This window comes from Microbacterium sp. ER1 (assembly GCF_023383675.1).
Classification (GTDB): Bacteria; Actinomycetota; Actinomycetes; order Actinomycetales; family Microbacteriaceae; genus Microbacterium.
The window spans coordinates 42435-58682 of sequence record NZ_QCXO01000126.1; the positions used below are offsets into that span (position 1 = coordinate 42435).

General features: G+C 69.9%; 17 protein-coding genes. 5 read left to right on the forward strand and 12 right to left on the reverse strand.

Annotated features, from left to right (window positions below):
- Nucleotides 1–11 precede the first annotated feature (11 nt).
- The 8 genes from BV453_RS04515 to BV453_RS04550 all read right to left on the reverse strand — a co-directional run bounded on the left by BV453_RS04515 (nt 12) and on the right by BV453_RS04550 (nt 6995).
- Nucleotides 12–1832 carry an ATP-binding protein gene (locus BV453_RS04515; RefSeq protein WP_085606878.1) on the reverse strand — a complete coding sequence of 607 codons (1821 nt, stop codon included), beginning with the start codon at nt 1830–1832 and terminating at the stop codon, nt 12–14.
- Nucleotides 1829–2176: a response regulator gene (locus BV453_RS04520; protein WP_025103741.1), complete on the reverse strand. Its 348-nt coding sequence runs from the start codon at nt 2174–2176 to the stop codon at nt 1829–1831. Before BV453_RS04520 ends, BV453_RS04515 begins: the two co-directional genes overlap by 4 nt.
- Complete coding sequence (locus tag BV453_RS04525; RefSeq protein ID WP_157524008.1) at nt 2173–2316, reverse strand: hypothetical protein; 144 nt, start codon at nt 2314–2316, stop codon at nt 2173–2175. Before BV453_RS04525 ends, BV453_RS04520 begins: the two co-directional genes overlap by 4 nt.
- Nucleotides 2313–3800 (reverse strand): glycosyltransferase family 2 protein, encoded by a 1488-nt coding sequence (locus tag BV453_RS04530; protein ID WP_249520989.1) that lies wholly within the window; start codon nt 3798–3800, stop codon nt 2313–2315. Before BV453_RS04530 ends, BV453_RS04525 begins: the two co-directional genes overlap by 4 nt.
- The gene (locus BV453_RS04535) at nt 3800–4513 is read right to left on the reverse strand and encodes a PHP domain-containing protein (protein WP_249520990.1); all 714 of its coding nucleotides are present in this window, start codon (nt 4511–4513) and stop codon (nt 3800–3802) included. Before BV453_RS04535 ends, BV453_RS04530 begins: the two co-directional genes overlap by 1 nt.
- A complete protein-coding gene (locus BV453_RS04540) occupies nt 4510–5499 on the reverse strand; it encodes an ATP-grasp domain-containing protein (RefSeq protein WP_085606880.1) in 990 nt (329 codons plus the stop codon). Before BV453_RS04540 ends, BV453_RS04535 begins: the two co-directional genes overlap by 4 nt.
- Nucleotides 5499–6545 (reverse strand): response regulator, encoded by a 1047-nt coding sequence (locus BV453_RS04545; RefSeq protein WP_025103737.1) that lies wholly within the window; start codon nt 6543–6545, stop codon nt 5499–5501. The genes BV453_RS04540 and BV453_RS04545 overlap by 1 nt, the downstream gene beginning before the upstream one ends.
- Nucleotides 6546–6683: 138 nt before the next feature.
- The gene (locus BV453_RS04550; protein ID WP_025103736.1) at nt 6684–6995 is read right to left on the reverse strand and encodes a DUF2277 domain-containing protein; all 312 of its coding nucleotides are present in this window, start codon (nt 6993–6995) and stop codon (nt 6684–6686) included.
- Between the two features lie 100 nt (nt 6996–7095).
- Between BV453_RS04550 and BV453_RS04555 the strand changes: the two genes are divergently transcribed.
- Nucleotides 7096–7506, forward strand: a complete 411-nt coding sequence (locus BV453_RS04555) for a hypothetical protein (protein ID WP_249520991.1) — start codon at nt 7096–7098, stop codon at nt 7504–7506.
- 72 nt (nt 7507–7578) lie between these two features.
- Here BV453_RS04555 and guaB read toward each other — a convergent pair whose 3' ends face one another.
- Nucleotides 7579–9081 (reverse strand): IMP dehydrogenase, encoded by a 1503-nt coding sequence (guaB, locus tag BV453_RS04560; RefSeq protein WP_025103734.1) that lies wholly within the window; start codon nt 9079–9081, stop codon nt 7579–7581.
- A gap of 316 nt (nt 9082–9397) precedes the next feature.
- Here guaB and BV453_RS04565 point away from each other — a divergent pair, with 316 nt between their 5' ends.
- From BV453_RS04565 to BV453_RS04580, 4 genes are read left to right on the forward strand one after another with little or no spacing between them, the layout of a single operon-like run.
- Nucleotides 9398–10684 carry a branched-chain amino acid ABC transporter permease gene (locus BV453_RS04565; RefSeq protein WP_085605837.1) on the forward strand — a complete coding sequence of 429 codons (1287 nt, stop codon included), beginning with the start codon at nt 9398–9400 and terminating at the stop codon, nt 10682–10684.
- A 3-nt stretch (nt 10685–10687) separates the two neighbouring features.
- Nucleotides 10688–11665, forward strand: a complete 978-nt coding sequence (locus tag BV453_RS04570) for a branched-chain amino acid ABC transporter permease (protein ID WP_025103732.1) — start codon at nt 10688–10690, stop codon at nt 11663–11665.
- The gene (locus BV453_RS04575) at nt 11655–12653 is read left to right on the forward strand and encodes an ABC transporter ATP-binding protein (protein ID WP_126894304.1); all 999 of its coding nucleotides are present in this window, start codon (nt 11655–11657) and stop codon (nt 12651–12653) included. The genes BV453_RS04570 and BV453_RS04575 overlap by 11 nt, the downstream gene beginning before the upstream one ends.
- Complete coding sequence (locus BV453_RS04580) at nt 12650–13417, forward strand: ABC transporter ATP-binding protein (RefSeq protein WP_025103730.1); 768 nt, start codon at nt 12650–12652, stop codon at nt 13415–13417. The genes BV453_RS04575 and BV453_RS04580 overlap by 4 nt, the downstream gene beginning before the upstream one ends.
- Nucleotides 13418–13482: 65 nt before the next feature.
- Here BV453_RS04580 and BV453_RS04585 read toward each other — a convergent pair whose 3' ends face one another.
- The 3 genes from BV453_RS04585 to groES all read right to left on the reverse strand — a co-directional run bounded on the left by BV453_RS04585 (nt 13483) and on the right by groES (nt 16247).
- Nucleotides 13483–14739, reverse strand: a complete 1257-nt coding sequence (locus BV453_RS04585) for an ABC transporter substrate-binding protein (protein ID WP_025103729.1) — start codon at nt 14737–14739, stop codon at nt 13483–13485.
- A 144-nt stretch (nt 14740–14883) separates the two neighbouring features.
- Nucleotides 14884–15816, reverse strand: coding sequence for an EamA family transporter RarD (gene rarD, locus BV453_RS04590; RefSeq protein WP_249520992.1), 933 nt, complete (start codon nt 15814–15816; stop codon nt 14884–14886).
- Between the two features lie 134 nt (nt 15817–15950).
- The gene (gene groES, locus BV453_RS04595; RefSeq protein WP_017203655.1) at nt 15951–16247 is read right to left on the reverse strand and encodes a co-chaperone GroES; all 297 of its coding nucleotides are present in this window, start codon (nt 16245–16247) and stop codon (nt 15951–15953) included.
- Nucleotide 16248: the final 1 nt, after the last annotated feature.

Sequence of the window (16248 nt, forward strand, 5' to 3'; positions counted from 1 at the left end):
TCCTCGCGTGGTCAGTCCGCGCGGCTGAGGGTCTGCAGCACCTCGGTCTTGGGCGCCGCCGGGAGGAAGAACCGGAACTCGGTGCCCACCCCCTCCTCGCTGGTCACGTCCATGGACCCGCCGTGGGCCAGCACGATCGCCCGCGTGATCGTGAGCCCGAGCCCCACCCCCGGCACGGCGTTGCGGGTGGCCGTCGAGGCCCGGAAGAACCGGGTGAAGAGCATGCGCTGCTCGTCCTGCGGGATCCCGACCCCGGTGTCGGCGATGGCCACCTGCACCCCGCCGTCGAGGCGACGCACGGCGGCCGTCACCCGACCCCCGCGCGGGGTGAACTTGATGGCGTTCGAGAGGAGGTTGTCCACGGCCTGCCCGAGGCGTCCGGGATCGACGAGCAGCGGGATCGGCTCGTCCCCGACCTGCAGGTCCAGCTCGATCCCCTCGCGCTGCGCGTGCGGTCCCGCCGAGGCCACGGCCGTACGCACGAGCGCCGCGACGTCCGCCTCGTCCCGTTCCAGGGGGAAGCGCCCCGACTCCACCTGCGCCGTGAAGAGCAGGTCGCCGACGAGGTTCAGCAGGCGTTTCGCGTTGCGCTCGATGATGCCGACGAACTCCTGCTGGTCCTCCGTCAGCGGCTGACCCGGATCGTTCTGCAGCAGGTCGAGGAAGCCGATGATCGCGCTCAGCGGCGTCCGCAGCTCATGGGAGATCATCCCCACGAACTCGTCCTTCATGCGCGCGACCTCGACGGCTCTCGTCTCATCGGTGAGCACGAACAGGTAGCCCTGCTGCGCGCCGGACGGATCCTTGTGCGGCGTCACGGTCACCCGGGCGGGTACCGTCGTGCCGCCCGCGGTCTTGACCTCGATGTCGCCGTCGACCGTGTTCCCCGCGTCCGCCTGGGCGAAGAGCTCGCAGAGGCCCTCCGGCACGTCCGCGCGCTCGTCGGGCGCACCGGGCACGCGCGGTGCGCGCGCGACCCCCTCGCGTGCGGCGGTGTCCTCGGCCAGCATGGTCAACGCCGACGACGAGAAGAAGCGATCGACACGTACGTCGTCGAGAGCCTCGTCGTGAGAGAGCCCGAGCAGGCGGACAGCCCCGGGGTTCCAGGCCGTGACGCGCCCCTCGCGATCGGTGCCGATCACGGCCTGCGCGGTGATCGACGCCCACAGGCCCTCGAACGAGTCGAGCAGCACGCGGTACTCGTGCTCCTTCTGCCGCAGCTGCACGATCATCGAGACGTTCTCGGACAGCGCCTTGGTCCGCTCCGTGACCAGCTCCTCCGCCTGCTGCACCCGCAGGCGCTGTTGCCGGGAGAGCTCGTTCACCACGGCCGCGACGGCCGCGAAGACGAGAGGACCGACGACGCCGCGGAGCCACACGACCGCGTTCGTCGGCGGTTCGATGACGTAGGGGATCAGGAGCGCGAGCGACGTGAACGCGCCGACGACGAAGACCCAGCGGATGCCGGGCGCCGCCGCGATCCAGATCACGGGGAGCAGCACGAGCGCGCTGAAGAGCGAGGCCGCCCCTCCCGTCCCCGCGCGGAAGAGCCCCAGTCCCAGGATGTCGACCATCGGGACCAGGAGCACGATCCAGCCCTCCCGGATGTGCAACGCGCTGAGCACTCCGGCGTGGAGCGTCGCGACGAGGACGATCGCGAGGCCGGCGAGGGCGAGGGTGAGATCGGTGAACGGCAGGCTGGGGATGGCCCAGGTCATCACGCCCGCGATCGCCGCGGCGACGAGCGTCGGGACCTGCTTGATGATCGGGTTCGGGTTGTCGACGACCCGGTACCAGCGGTTCTCGGCGCGCTCCAGCGGTGTCGCCCTCATCGCGGAACCCGTTCCACGGCGCGATGGAGGTCGGCCCCGGTGATCGGCTTCGGCAGGGCCGCGTCCGCCGGCGGGTACTCCGCGACATCCAGCACCGAGCTGACGATGAGGAAGCACTCCGGATAGCGTTCGTGGATCAGGCGGCAGCAGGCCTGCCCGGAGATGCCGGGCAGCAGCAGGTCCAGGACGGCGACCTGGGGGTCGATGTCCGGGAAGGCGGCGATGGCAGACTCCGCATCGGGCGCGACGAACACGTCGAAGCCCTCCCGGTCGAGGTACCGCCCCAGGAGGGTCGCCTGATCCGGAGCGTCCTCGACGACCAGGGCGAGCGGCCGTCCGGTCATCGCAGGAGCAGCTCTCGGACGACGACGATCACGACCACGACGGCGAGGGAGATGAGCGCCTGTGGGATGAGGCGGCGCTCCTTCCGGGCGTCGGCCGCGATCTCCTCCACCTCGGCGTCGTGCGATGGTGCGTCGGTCATGAGTCGACCCGTCCGATCTTCTCGGTCTTGATCCAGGAGGCGTCCGCGCGACGCCACTCCTTGAGGTACGAGTCGGCGGTGATCGCGCACAGCAGCGATCCGTACCCGCAGACGTAGAGCAGCAGGCCCGCGAAGAAGCGTCCGGCCGGAAGCGGCTCGACCGCCCGCGCGAGCCAGATGCCGAGCATCGACACCGGCCCCCAGAGGGCGAACGCCATCAGCCACAGCACCCGCGTCTGCTCCGTCGACTCCTGCCCCGCCGCGCCGATCAGACCGTCCAGGGCCCAGGGGAACAGCGCCAGGGCCATGAGGATCAGCGCCCCGAGCCCCGGGAACATGATCGCCTCGCGCCAGGACTGCCGCCCGATGCGCGGATCGAGCTGGACGGAGTAGAGCATCGAGAAGATGTAGATGGCCGCCGCGGCGATCCACATGAACCGGAACACGAACTCCGCGACGTCGCTGTGCAGGAGCAGGAGGACGATCATCGCGGTGGCGGCGAGGAGCAGGAGCGCCGGCATCAGCAGGATCGTGAACCAGGCCAGCCCGAAGGGGATGCTGCCCAGGTTGTGGTCGCGACTCGGACGGAACCAGAGCTTCTTGTAGATCGAGGTGAGCTGCACGTTGCCGCGCGCCCAGCGCAGCCGCTGCTTCCAGAGACTGTCGATCGTCCGCGGCTCCTCGGCGAGCACCACGGCGTGCGGTTCGAACACCATCCGGCGGCCGTGGAGCTGACTCTCGAAGGTCGTCATGGTGTCCTCGGCGAGCGTGCCCGTCGGGATGCGTCCGCCGATCGCCTCGAGGTTCGCGCGGGAATGCAGCTGGGCGCCCCCGGCGAGGCAGGCGATCGCTCCCCCGACGTTCTGCGTGCGCCGTGCCGAGAGCTGGCCGATGACGTACTCGATCGCGATGAACCGGGTGAGGTAGTTGCGGTCCCTGCTGCCCTCCGCGATGTAGGCCGTGACGGCCCCGACCTCCTCGTCCGCGAGGTGCCGGGTGAGCTTGCGCAGGGAGTTGCGCGCGAAGATCACGTCGGCGTCCATGATGAGCACCGCCTCGGTCCACGGGTCGGCGAGCACGACGTCGAGGCCGTGGTTCAGCGTGTGCGCCTTGCCTTCGCCACCCTTCTCGCGTCGCAGGTGGACGACCCGCCCCGGATAGGTCGCCGCCTTCTGCTGCACGATGGCCGGGGTGTCGTCCGTGGAGGCGTCGTCGACGACGAAGACACGGAGGCGCTCGGCGGGGTACTCGAGCTGGAGCAGCCGCTCGATCGCGGGGCCGATGACGAGGCCCTCGTTCCATGCCGGGATGACCACGGCCACGTTCGGGTGGTACGGCACAGCCTTGCCGTAGTGGTTGCGGAAGGCGTGCAGCGGCAGCATGAGGAACTGCAGCCCGGTGTTGACGACGGGCAGGGTGCCGACGAACACGCAGAGGAGGAGGATGACGACGACGACCGTCTCGATCCAGGTCAGTTCGGGCATCAGCGTCCTTCCGTCCCGGTGAGCAGCGGGACGATGCGGGAGTACCGGCCGACGTCTGCGGCCACGTGGCTGTCGGTGGAGGCCACGATGCCGGCGCCCGCGCGCTCCAGGGCGTTCAGCGCCTCCGCGCCGGGGCACACCCACTTCTCGTTGACCTCGACGAGGGTGTCCGTCTCCGCGGCGGCGCGCGCCCACGCGTCCAGCCGCTCGGCTCCGAGCTCCTCCTCCGCGAGACCGATCTTCGGCAGGATCGAGAAGCAGTGCGCGAGCTGGTTGCCCGGATGGCGGCGCATGGTGGCGATGACGGCGTCCACGAACTGGTCGAGGACGTCGGCCGGCGCCCAGCCCGCGGCGATGCGCTCGCGGACCGCGGTGGGTCCGAGCGGCCCGTCCACGCCGGGGAACTGATGATCGGCGATGAGGATCCGGTCGATGCCCGCCGGAAGCGCCGGGATGTCGAGCGCGCCCGAGGCGTCGAGGATCTTCGCCTCCACTCCGGTGAGCACGGTCAGCCCGTCCGGGACGGACAGGCCGCGGACGGCGGCGAGGTACTCCGGCACCCAGGTCGTGCCCTGCCGCACGTGGTCGACGAGACGGACGGTGTCGAGACCGACGGCCGCAGCCGCGGCGACGTTCTCCTCCAGGGTGGAGACCGCGTCGTCGGAGAACGTGGAGTGGACGTGGTGGTCTCCGCGCAGGGCGGGATGACTCACAGCTCCTCCTGGTGACCGGCGTGCGCCGACACGAGCACGTCGTCGACCTCGACGATCACGTCCTCCAGGAAGCGCACGGAGGCGACCTCACGGAAGGGCACCTGCACCGGGATCTCCCGGCCGAGGAAGAGATCGGCGACGAGCGACGGGATGTCGACCCCGGCGGCGATCGTCAGCGGGAGCGCCCCGGGGAAGCGCGGGTTGACCTCGAGCAGCACGGCCCGCCCGTCCCGGTCGCGGCGGAGCTGCACGTTGGCGACGCCGACGAGGCCGATCGCCCGCGCGATGGCGGCGGCGGTCTCCTCGAGCTCGGGGTCGCGGAGCGTGCGGCCGGCGATCGCGACCCCGGAGTCCACCCGGGCACGGGTGCGCGGCACCGCCGCGACCACGCCACCGGAGGCGTCGGCGATCACATCGACCGAGTACTCCTCGCCGGGGAGGAAGTCCTGCACGATCAGCCCCTCATCCGTGGGGAGGGCGGCGAGCGCCTCCGCGTCGGGGACGAGGCGCACGCCGCGGCTGCCCGCCCCCTGCCGGGGCTTGGCGAACACGGGGAACTCCCACGCGACCTCCGCGGCATCCGGGCCGGCGAGCACGGTGCGCGGCACACGACCGGTCGGCGCGCAGCGCGCCGCGAGGGCGAGCTTGTCGAGGGCGGTGTGCAGCGTGTCGGCGGGCGGCGCGGCGAGGACCGCGGGGGCCAGCTCGTCCCGGCGGTCCGCGAGCGCGATCAGCTCCACGTCGACGGTGGAGACCACGAGGTCGAGACCGTCCTCGGCGACCATCCGCGCGATCGCCGGCACGAAGTCCGCGTCCCGCCCCGGGGGAACCAGACGACGCTGCGCCGGCGGGACGAGGTAGATGCCGCTCGCCCAGCCGTCCATGTCGGCCGCGAAGACCGTCAGATCGGACCGGCGCAGCAGGGAGCGGATCACCGCGACTCCGGCGGGGCCCCCGGCTCCGGTGACCAGTACGCGCTTCGTCATCAGCTCTCCCGTCGGGTCAGTTCATGGGCGCCGATGAACTCGGCGGTCTCGCGCACGACCTCCAGCGGCTCGACGGCCACGCCGCCGCCGAACCGCGACCAGTAGCGGGCGGTGGCCGTGACGAACTCCGGCGCGAGGTACTCCCGGTTCGCGGCGGCCTGGGACTGGAAGCACTCCAGCAGCCGCAGCTTGTCGTCGAGGAAGCGGTCGATGCGGACGAAGCGCGTGGGCCGGTAGTCGATGGTCGCGGAAGGGCTCTGGTAGCACGCGACCGTGCCGACGCGGCGCGTCGCGACGATCGTCGCCTCGTTCACCGCGCGGTGATCCTGGTGGCGGTCATGGTGCGAGTGCGTGTAGACGATGGTCGGCTGGATCTCCTGCACGACCTCCTCGATGAGGCGGACGGTCGACCCGCCACCGGAGATCTCGGTGTCGACGAGGTCTTTCACGAACAGCCGGGCGCCCACCTGCTCGGCGGCGGCGAGGGACTCGTGCTGGCGGCTGTCCGCATCACCGCCGCGCGCTCCGCGGGAGAGCGTGAGGATGGTGATGCGATCGCCGGCGGCCGCATGGGCTGCGAGGATGCCGCCGACACCGATCTCGACGTCGTCCGGGTGCGCTCCGATCGCGAGGACGACCTCACCGGTCTTCGCCTCCGCTGTCCGGCGCCGGGACTCCTCGACGAGCCGGGTGACCGACTCCACGAGCCGGGCGTTGTCGAGCGGCTTGGTGAGGAACTCGTCGGCCTGCGCCCGGAGCGCGGAGACGGCGTACTCGACCGAGACGTGCGCCGTCATGACGATGACCGGCACGGTGGGCATGAGGCGGCGCAGCTCCGCGAGGAGCTCCAGGCCGCTGAGTCCCGGCATCTCGATGTCGGTGACGACGACGTCGGGTTTCACCGCCGCGGCCTTCTCGAGCGCCGACCGGCCGTCGTCCGCGAGATCGACGACGCAGCCCGCACGCCGTTCCAGGACGGTCTTCACGAGCAGGGCGACGTCGTGGTCGTCGTCGACGACGAGGATGCGAGGGGGGACCTCAGCCATGTACAGCTCTCCTTGGGGAGATTCCCTGCCGAGGGGATTCGGCGGTGCGACCGCGGTGCCTTCATCACCGGGCCGCAGGGAAAGTCGAGCGGGGTACGTCGATTCTGGCACAGGGCTCCACCCCCGGCCCGCAGCGCTTCAGCCCGCGCGCGCCGCCCGCTTCTCCTCCTGGTAGAGCCGAATCGCCTCGTACCGCTCCGCCGACCGCGCCCGCCTCTTCGCCGCCTGCTCCTCGCGGTTCTTGGGCGGCGCCGAGGTCACGAGATCGTCGAGCAGCCGCCGCGTGGCCACGGCGATCTCGGCCACCGCGCGGTCGAAGACCTCACGGTTCGCCCGCGACGGCGCCGTCGTCCCGGAGATCTTGCGGACGAACTGGAGCGCAGCCTCGCGGCACTCCTCGTCGGTGGCCGCGGGCTCGAGGTTGTTCAGAGGCACGATGTTCCGGCACATACCGGCACCGTACGCGCGGCTCGCGGGCCGCGAAAGGGGGATGGCATGCCCGTCCCGCCGTCGCTACGCTCTGGGCTACGACCGGAACCGAGGAGAGATCATGACCGACGCACCGCCGCCCGACGCCCCGCCGCCCTACAACCCGCCGCCGCCCAGCAGCACGCCCTCGCCGTATCCCGCCGCCTCCGCTCCCCCGCCCGGCACCGCCGCCGCGCAGGACGTGCCGACGTCGCCCCCGGGGCGGGTGCTGTCGATCATCGGCCTCGTGCTGGCGTTCCTGCTGCCGCCGGTCGGCCTCATCCTCAGCATCATCGCCACCGTGCAGCTCGGCAAGGCGAAGGCTCCCAAGGGCATCGCGATCGCCGGCATCATCGTCGGCGCCGTCCTGACGATCTTCGCGATCATCGGCATCATCCTGCTGGCGACCGTGCTGGCCGGCGTGATCGGGACGTGCGCCGAGCTCGGCCCCGGGGTCTGGGACGTCGGCGGCGTCACCTACCGCTGCGGCTGACCGCACCGCTAATGACGAGGGGCCGGATGCAGCGCATCCGGCCCCTCGTGCGTCCCCTTGCGGGGGTCGCGGTCACTTCTTGTAGTTCGGCGCCTCGACGACGATCTGCACGTCGTGCGGGTGCGACTCCTTGAGCCCGGCCGAGGTGATGCGCACGAACTTGCCGCGCTGCTTGAGCTCCTCGATGGTGCGGGCGCCGACGTAGAACATCGACTGCCGCAGGCCGCCGACGAGCTGGTAGGCGACGGCCGAGAGCGGGCCGCGGTAGGGGACCTGGCCCTCGATGCCCTCCGGGATCAGCTTGTCGTCGCTGGGCACGTCGGCCTGGAAGTAGCGGTCCTTCGAGTAGGACGTCTGCTTGCCGCGCGTCTGCATGGCACCGAGCGAGCCCATGCCGCGGTACTGCTTGAACTGCTTGCCCGACTGGAAGACGATCTCGCCCGGCGACTCGTCCGTGCCGGCCAGGAGCGAGCCGAGCATCACAGCGTCGGCACCCGCGACGAGCGCCTTCGCGATGTCGCCCGAGTACTGCAGGCCGCCGTCGGCGATCACCGGGACGCCGGCGGGGCGCGCCGCGAGCGAGGCCTCGTAGACGGCGGTGACCTGCGGCACGCCGACACCGGCGACCACGCGGGTGGTGCAGATCGAACCGGGGCCCACGCCGACCTTGACCGCGTCGACACCGGCGTCCACCAGCGCCTGCGCGCCCTCACGGGTGGCGACGTTCCCGCCGATCACGTCGATGTGGGCGAACGACTCGTCGGCCTTGAGGCGCTTGACGAGGTCGATCACGCCCTGCGACTGCCCGTTGGCGGTGTCCACGACGAGCACGTCCACCCCGGCGTCGCGGAGGGCCTCGGCGCGCTCCCACGCGTCGCCGAAGAAGCCGATCGCCGCGCCCACCCGCAGGCGGCCCTGGTCGTCCTTGGTGGCGAGCGGGTACTTCTCGCTCTTGTCGAAGTCCTTGATGGTGATGAGGCCGGCGAGCTTGCCGTCCTCGTCGATGAGGGGCAGCTTCTCGACGCGGTGCTTCGCGAACAGCGCGATGACCTCGCCTGCGGCGACGCCGACGGGGGCGGTGACGAGGTTCTCCCTCGTCATGACGTCCTTGACGAACGTGCTCTGACGCTCGAAGCCGGAGACGAAGCGCATGTCCCGGTTCGTGATGATGCCCACCAGGCGACCCTCGTCGTCCACGACCGGGAGGCCGGAGATCCGGTACTTGGCGCACAGCGCGTCGACCTCCTCCACCGTCGCGTCCTGCGTCGTGGTGATCGGGTCGGTGATCATGCCGGACTCGCTGCGCTTCACGCGGTCGACGTGCGCGGCCTGGTCGGCGATCGAGAGGTTGCGGTGCAGGATGCCGATGCCGCCCTCCCGGGCCATGGCGATCGCCATGCGGGATTCGGTCACCGTGTCCATCGCGCTGGAGAGCAGCGGCGTCGCGACGGAGATCCGTCGGGTGATCCGGGACGACGTGTCGGCCTCACTGGGGATGACGTCGGTGTGCCCGGGGAGCAGCAGCACGTCATCGTAGGTCAGTCCGACGAAGCCGAAGGGATCGTGCTGGTCCATGGAATCTCCTCCTGCGCGAGTGGCGCGGATCCGGGTGCGAATGGGGGGTCGACGTCGGCCGGTGCGCGGGCGTGACCCGTATGGAGATTCTAAGCGAGACACGCCCGAGAACATTCCCAGGGCCCTGTCGTTACCGGACCGTTGGCCGGGACGATAGGTGATTCGCCGATCGCCCATTACGCTCAAGTGCGTCGTCCATCCCCGCGGTTCGACCCGAGCCCGCGGAGACAGCACTCACAGTGGAGGTTGCGTGGGACCCACAGCACTCGCCGGACCGCGAAAGCGCCCTTGGGCCTTCGCCTTCTTCGGAATCCTGATGGCGCTCGCGGCATCGCTCCTGCTCCCTCCCTCAGCGGCCTCCGCCGAGACCACGGACGACGGACAGGAGGTCACCGACTTCTACTTCGCCGGTGTCGTCACCAACGGCGACGAGCCCGTCGAAGGCGTCGTCATGACGATCGAGGGCAACGGCTTCGACGCCGAGACCGAGACGGACGCCGAGGGCAAGTGGCGCCTCTACGTGCCGGAGAAGGAGACGTACACCCTCACGGTGGACGAGTCCACGCTTCCGGACGGCGTGATCGTCGACGCGACGCAGCTTCCCGAGGGCATCCAGCCCGTCGCCGGCACCACCGCCTCGTTCGAGCTGGAGTTCGGTCTCACCGGGACGAAGATCGTCAACCTCTTCCTCGGCGAAGGCGAGCGGGTGACCGTCTCCTTCCTCGATCAGCTCCTGTCGCGACTGGTGGGCGGTCTGAACTTCGGACTCCTGCTGGGGCTCGCCTCGATGGGCGCCGCGCTCATCTACGGCACGACCCGGCTGTCGAACTTCGCGCACGGCGAGATGGTGACGTGGGGTGCGGTGATCACCCTCGTCGTCACCTCCTTCTGGCAGCTCCCGCTGTGGGCCGGCATCATCGCCGCGGTCATCGGCGGCGCGGCGCTCGGCTGGGCGCTGGACGCCGGCATCTGGAAGCCGCTGCGGCGCCGTGGTCTGGGCGTCGTCCAGCTCATGATCGTCAGCATCGGCCTCTCGCTGGCCCTGCGCTACGGCCTGCAGTACATCATCGGCGGCAACACCTACCAGCTGCCCGGCGCGAGTCCGGAGCCGATCCGCCTCGGTCCGATCTCCCTGTCGTACATCGACATGATCGGCATGGCCACGAGCATCATCGTGATCCTCGGCGTCGCGTTCTTCCTCACCCGCACCCGCACCGGGAAGGCGACGAGGGCGATCTCGGACAACCCGCAGCTCGCCGCCGCCTCCGGCATCGACGTGGACAAGGTCATCCGCGTCGTCTGGATCCTCGCCGGTACCCTGGCCGCGATCTCCGGCATCCTCTGGGCGTACTTCCGCCCCGGCGTGAAGTGGGACATGGGCATGCAGATGCTGCTGCTGATGTTCTGCGCCATCACGCTCGGCGGCCTCGGCTCCGCGATCGGCGCGCTGATCGGCTCGATCATCGTCGGCCTCGCCGTCGAGGTCTCCACGCTCCTCGGAGTGCCGACCGACCTCAAGTACGCCAGCGCCCTCGTCGCGCTGATCATCATCCTGCTCGTGCGACCGCAGGGCATCCTCGGACGCAAGGAAAGGTTGGGCTGACGCATGGACTTCGGAAGCATCTTCGGCAACACCGCCTCCTACCTCTTCAGCCCGACGACGATCGCCTACGCGCTCGCGGCCACCGGCCTCGCGGTGCACTTCGGGTACACGGGTCTGCTCAACTTCGGCATGGCGGCGTTCATGGCGATCGGCGGCTACGGCTACGCGATCTCGATCCTCACCTTCGGATTCCCGTGGTGGCTGGGCGTGCTCGTCGGCATCACCGGCGGCGCGCTCTTCGCCCTGCTGCTGGGCATCCCGACCCTGCGGCTGCGCGCCGACTACCTCGCCATCGCGACCATCGCGGCCGCCGAGGTCGTCCGCCTGATGTTCGTCACCGAGCTCTTCAAGGACTGGACGAACTCCGCGGGCGGTCTGTCCGGGTACCACCAGAGCTTCCGCGACGCCAACCCGTTCCCCCCGGGGACCTATGGCTTCGGCCCGTGGACGTACAACGCCAACGACCTCTGGGTGCGGGTGTTTGGTCTGCTCACGCTCGCTCTGACGATCCTCGTGGTCTGGGCGCTCATGCGCAGCCCGTGGGGCCGGGTGCTCAAGGGCATCCGCGAGGACGAAGACGCCGTGCGCTCGCTCGGCAAGAACGTCTTCGCCTACAAGATGCAGGCGCTCGTGGTGGGCGGTGTGATCGGTGCGCTCGGCGGCATCGTCTTCGTCCTGCCGTCGGCGGTCATCCCCGGCAGTTACTCGACGTCGCTGACGTTCTTCCTGTGGACGATCCTGCTCCTCGGCGGCGCGGCCACGGTGTTCGGCCCCACGCTCGGCGCCGTCCTGTTCTGGGTGGTGTTCGCCTTCCTCGGCGCGCTCCTGCCCGCGATGGCCACGGCCGGCTACCTGCCCATGACGAGCGCTCAGGCCGACGTGGTGCGCTACATCCTCATCGGCATCGTGCTGATGCTCATCGTCGTGTTCCGCCCGCAGGGCATCCTGGGGAACAAGAGGGAGATGACCTTTGTCAAGTGAGAACGACGCGGCCGTCACGCCCGCGAAGAGCGCTCCCCGCGCCAAGACCACCGGCCTCGCCGCGGGTCCCGCCGCCCCCGGAGTCAAGAAGGTCGACCCGATCCTCGTCGTGGACGCCGTTCAGCGGCGCTTCGGCGGCCTCACGGCGGTCGACGTCGACCACCTTGAGATCCCGCGCGGCGCCATCACGGCGCTCATCGGCCCCAACGGCGCCGGCAAGACCACGCTGTTCAATCTCCTGTGCGGCTTCGACAAGCCCAACAGCGGCACGTGGTCCTACGACGGCAAGAACCTGTCCGGCATCCCGTCGTTCAAGGTCGCCCGGATGGGACAGGTGCGCACCTTCCAGCTCACCAAATCGCTGTCGCTGCTGACCGTGCTGGAGAACATGAAGCTCGGCGCGAAGGACCAGCGCGGCGAGGGCTTCTGGGCAGGGCTGTTCCCCTTCCTCTGGCGCAAGCAGGAGCAGGAGATCGAGCAGCGCGCCCACGAGCTCCTCGCGCGCTTCAAGCTCGACGCCAAGGAGCAGGACTTCGCGGCGTCGCTCTCCGGCGGGCAGCGCAAGCTGCTGGAGATGGCCAGGGCCCTCATGAGCGACCCGAGCCTGGTGATGCTCGACGAGCCGATGGCCGGGGTGAACCCCGCCCTCACGCAGTCGCTCCTCGATCACATCCTCGACCTCAAGGACCTCGGGATGACCGTGCTGTTCGTGGAGCACGACATGCACATGGTCCGTCACATCGCCGACTGGGTGGTCGTGATGGCCGAGGGGCGCGTGGTGGCCGAGGGGCCGCCGGAGACCGTCATGGAGGACCCCGCGGTGGTGGACGCCTACCTCGGCGCCCACCAGGACGTGGACCTCGGCGCCGTCACCGGCCGTCTCCCGGTGATCTCCGACGCCGACGCGGAGCGCATCCGCGAGCAGATCGAGACCGAGGTCGAGGCCGAGGTCGAGGCCGAGGACGCCGCCGAGGAGGGCAAGGCATGAGCACCGCAACCCCCGCCGAGGGCGCCGCCCGGGCCGACGACGTGGTCGTCGAGCTGAAGGACGTGCACGCCGGCTACCTGCCGGGAGTCAACATCCTCAACGGCGCCAACCTCGTCGCCCGCCAGGGTGAGCTCATCGGCATCATCGGCCCGAACGGCGCCGGGAAGTCGACGCTCCTCAAGGCGATCTTCGGCATGGTGAACGTCCGCGAGGGCGACATCACGGTCAAGGGTGAGAGCATCGTCGGTCTCAAGGCCGACAAGCTCGTGCGCCGCGGTGTGGCCTTCGTGCCGCAGACGAACAACGTGTTCCCGTCGCTCACCATCCAGGAGAACCTGGAGATGGGCCTCTACCAGAACCCGAAGATCTTCGCGGAGCGACTCGAGTTCGTCAGCAGCATCTTCGCCGAGATCGGCAAGCGCCTGAAGCAGCGGGCCGGCTCGCTCTCCGGCGGTGAGCGGCAGATGGTGGCCATGTCGCGCGCGCTCATGATGGACCCCTCGGTGCTGCTGCTGGACGAGCCGTCCGCCGGTCTCTCCCCCGTGCGACAGGACGACGCCTTCATCCGCGTCTCCGACATCAACAAGGCGGGCGTCACGACGATCATGGTCGAGCAGAACGCCCGCCGGTGCCTGCAGATCTGCGACCGCGGCTATGTGCTCGACCAGGGCAAGGACGCCTACGAGGGCACCGGCCGGGAGCTGCTGAACGACCCGAAGGTCATCGGCCTCTACCTCGGCACCCTCGGGACCGACGCGGCCTGAGACGCGGCCCCGGAACGACGAAGGCCCCGGATGCCGAAGCATCCGGGGCCTTCGTCGTCGCTGCGTTACTTGATGCGCGAGGTGACGTTCTCGGAGTCGAACTCGTAGACGCCGATGGCAGCGCCCTTCGGGTCGTTGTTCTCGTCGAACGTGATCTCACCGGAGAGGCCGTCGTAGTCCGGCGTGCCGCCGTCGTTGATGATCGCGGCGCAGTCGGCGTAGTTGTCGCACTTCTCGCCGTCGCCGTCACCACCGGAGACGGTGATCATCTCCGCGGCGATGTCCGGGCCTTCGACCGAGCCGGCCTTCAGCGCGGCCAGAGCGATCAGCACCACGGCGTCGTACGCCTCGGCCGAGTACGTCACGGCGTCGATCGGGTCGTTGCCCTCGGCCGTCCAGACCGCGTTCAGCTGGTCGAGGAAGTCCTGCGGAAGCTCGGCGCCGGCGCGGGTGCCCTTCGAGCCCTCGAGGCTGACCGACACGTCCGCACCCCAGTCCTTGAGGTTGCCGTCGACGAGGTACAGCGACCCCGTGTCGACCCCGGCGTTGCCGAGCAGCGGCGCGATCGTGGCGAACTGGTCGTAGGAGACGACGGCGACCGCATCCGGCTTGGCCGCGGCGATCTCCGAGACCTGGGCGTTGAACTGTCCGTCGCCCTGGTTGTACGAGGCGTCGGCGACGACCTCGCCGCCGGTGCTCTCGAAGGTGGCCTTGATCGCCTCGAACAGCCCCGTGCCGTACGGGTCGTTCTGGTAGATGATGCCCAGCGTCTTGTGACCGTCCTCGGCGATCTCGTTGCCGAGCACCTCGCCCTGCAGGTTGTCGCTCGGCGCGGTGCGGAAGTACAGCGGGTTGATGCCCGTGAAGTCCGGCGAGGTGTTGGACGGGGACACCGTCAGAATGTCGGCACCCGCGTTGCCGTCGAGGATGAGCTTGGTGACGCTCGAGGACGCCGCGCCGATCATGGCGGTGATGCCGTCGTTGCGCAGGTTGGTGATGGAGGTCTCGTAGGCCTTGTTGTCGAGGTCGCCCTCGTCGGCCGTGCTGAGGTCGATCGTGATGCCGGCGTCGGCCTCGTTGATCTGGTCCACGGCGAGCTGGACGCCGGCCTCCATCGGCGCGCCCAGGAACGCGAGCGTACCGGTGGCGGGCAGCAGCGAACCGAGCTTGAGCGTCAGGTCGGCGGCGGGCTTGTCGCCACCCCCGTCCGACGGCTCCGCGTTCGGCGTGCTGCTGCAGCCCGCGATGATGAGGGCGGAGGCGCTGACCAGCGCGATCCCGGCGAAGATCCTCGCGCTGCGCGAGCCCTTCAGTGCGTTCATGATGCTCCCTTGCGTAAACGAACGTGGATGGTGACCACAGTCGGGTGCTCTAACACTAGGGCGTGCGCCCCGCGCGCAGGAGGGGCAAGTATCTCGGTGCGTTAACGATCCAGGGCCGCTGTTTCCGCCGGTGGGCGGGCGGGATCAGAGCCCCGCGGCGGGGGTGTCCCGACGGCCGCGCCGTGCGGCGAGGAGCAGATCGACGACGAAGACCGCGATCGCGATCCACACCAGGACGAACCCGATCCAGCGCTCCGGCGGCATCGGCTCGTGCAGCACGACGACCCCGATGAGGAACTGGAGGATCGGGGTGAGGAACTGCAGCATGCCGATGACGGCGAGGTCGACGCGACGCGTGCCGGCCGCGAACAGCAGCAGAGGGACGGCCGTCGCCACTCCCGCGAACGCGAGCAGCACGGCATGCGGCCCGCCCGCAGTCCCCATGGTCAGGCCGGCCGGCGTCGTCGCCACGATCACGAGCTGCACCACCGCGATGGGGATCAGCCAGAACGACTCGAGCGTCAGCCCGCTGACCGCGTCGACGGCGGGGCCGATCTTCTTCTTGATGAGCCCGTACAGGCCGAAGGAGGCCGTGAGCGTCAAGGCGATCCAGGGGACGTGGCCGTACGCCACGACGATGACCACGACCGCGATGGCCGCGATACCGACGGCCACCCACTGCAGCCGGCGGATGCGCTCCTTGAGCACGAAGACGCCGAGCAGCACCGTCGTGATCGGGTTGATGAAATAGCCGAGCGCCGTCTCCACCACGTTCCCGCTCAGCGTGCCGAGGACGAAGACCTGCCAGTTGACGTAGATGAGGAGGCCGGCCAGGGCCGTCCACCCCAGCAGCCGCGGACTCCGGACGATCGCGAGGAAGGCGGCCCATCCCCTCGTGACCGTGAGCAGCAGGAGACAGAAGACGAAGGAGAGCAGCACCCGCCAGGCGACGACCTCCCACGGACCGGTGGGCTGCAGCAGGAGGAAGTAGAGGGGCAGGACGCCCCACAGCAGGTAGGCGCTCCCGGCGTAGGCGACGCCCGCCGTCCGGGTGGCGCGGGTCGTCTCAACGGTCACCGCACAACCCTATGCCTGCGCCGCCGGGCGACGCGCCGTTCGGGACGCAGAAGAGGGCCCGGATGCCGATGCATCCGGGCCCTCTTCTGCGGACCGGGTTCCCGTCCGGCGAGCGGAGGGAACCGGGTGTGCGATCAGCGGACGACGACCGCCAGGACGTCGCGAGCCGACAGGACGAGGAACTCGTCCGCGCCGAACTTCACCTCGGTGCCGCCGTACTTGCTGTAGAGCACGCGGTCGCCGACGGCGACGTCGAGCGGAACGCGGTTGCCGTTGTCGTCGATACGGCCGGGGCCGACCGCCACGACCTCGCCCTCCTGGGGCTTCTCCTTGGCGGTGTCGGGGATGACCAGGCCACTCGCGGTGGTCTGCTCGGCCTCGACCTGCTTGATGACGATGCGGTCCTCGAGCGGCTTGATGGAAACCGACACG

What these genes read in the sequence shown, in the direction of transcription:
- BV453_RS04525 (WP_157524008.1), bottom strand. Translation starts at nt 2,316, where the DNA reads ATGACCGACGCACCATCGCACGACGCCGAGGTGGAGGAGATCGCGGCC.
- BV453_RS04570 (WP_025103732.1), top strand. Translation starts at nt 10,688, where the DNA reads ATGGACTTCGGAAGCATCTTCGGCAACACCGCCTCCTACCTCTTCAGC.
- BV453_RS04565 (WP_085605837.1), top strand. Translation starts at nt 9,398, where the DNA reads ATGGCGCTCGCGGCATCGCTCCTGCTCCCTCCCTCAGCGGCCTCCGCC.
- BV453_RS04530 (WP_249520989.1), bottom strand. Translation starts at nt 3,800, where the DNA reads ATGCCCGAACTGACCTGGATCGAGACGGTCGTCGTCGTCATCCTCCTC.
- BV453_RS04520 (WP_025103741.1), bottom strand. Translation starts at nt 2,176, where the DNA reads ATGACCGGACGGCCGCTCGCCCTGGTCGTCGAGGACGCTCCGGATCAG.
- BV453_RS04555 (WP_249520991.1), top strand. Translation starts at nt 7,096, where the DNA reads ATGACCGACGCACCGCCGCCCGACGCCCCGCCGCCCTACAACCCGCCG.
- BV453_RS04580 (WP_025103730.1), top strand. Translation starts at nt 12,650, where the DNA reads ATGAGCACCGCAACCCCCGCCGAGGGCGCCGCCCGGGCCGACGACGTG.
- guaB (WP_025103734.1), bottom strand. Translation starts at nt 9,081, where the DNA reads ATGGACCAGCACGATCCCTTCGGCTTCGTCGGACTGACCTACGATGAC.
- BV453_RS04540 (WP_085606880.1), bottom strand. Translation starts at nt 5,499, where the DNA reads ATGACGAAGCGCGTACTGGTCACCGGAGCCGGGGGCCCCGCCGGAGTC.
- BV453_RS04550 (WP_025103736.1), bottom strand. Translation starts at nt 6,995, where the DNA reads ATGTGCCGGAACATCGTGCCTCTGAACAACCTCGAGCCCGCGGCCACC.
- BV453_RS04515 (WP_085606878.1), bottom strand. Translation starts at nt 1,832, where the DNA reads ATGAGGGCGACACCGCTGGAGCGCGCCGAGAACCGCTGGTACCGGGTC.
- BV453_RS04545 (WP_025103737.1), bottom strand. Translation starts at nt 6,545, where the DNA reads ATGGCTGAGGTCCCCCCTCGCATCCTCGTCGTCGACGACGACCACGAC.
- BV453_RS04585 (WP_025103729.1), bottom strand. Translation starts at nt 14,739, where the DNA reads ATGAACGCACTGAAGGGCTCGCGCAGCGCGAGGATCTTCGCCGGGATC.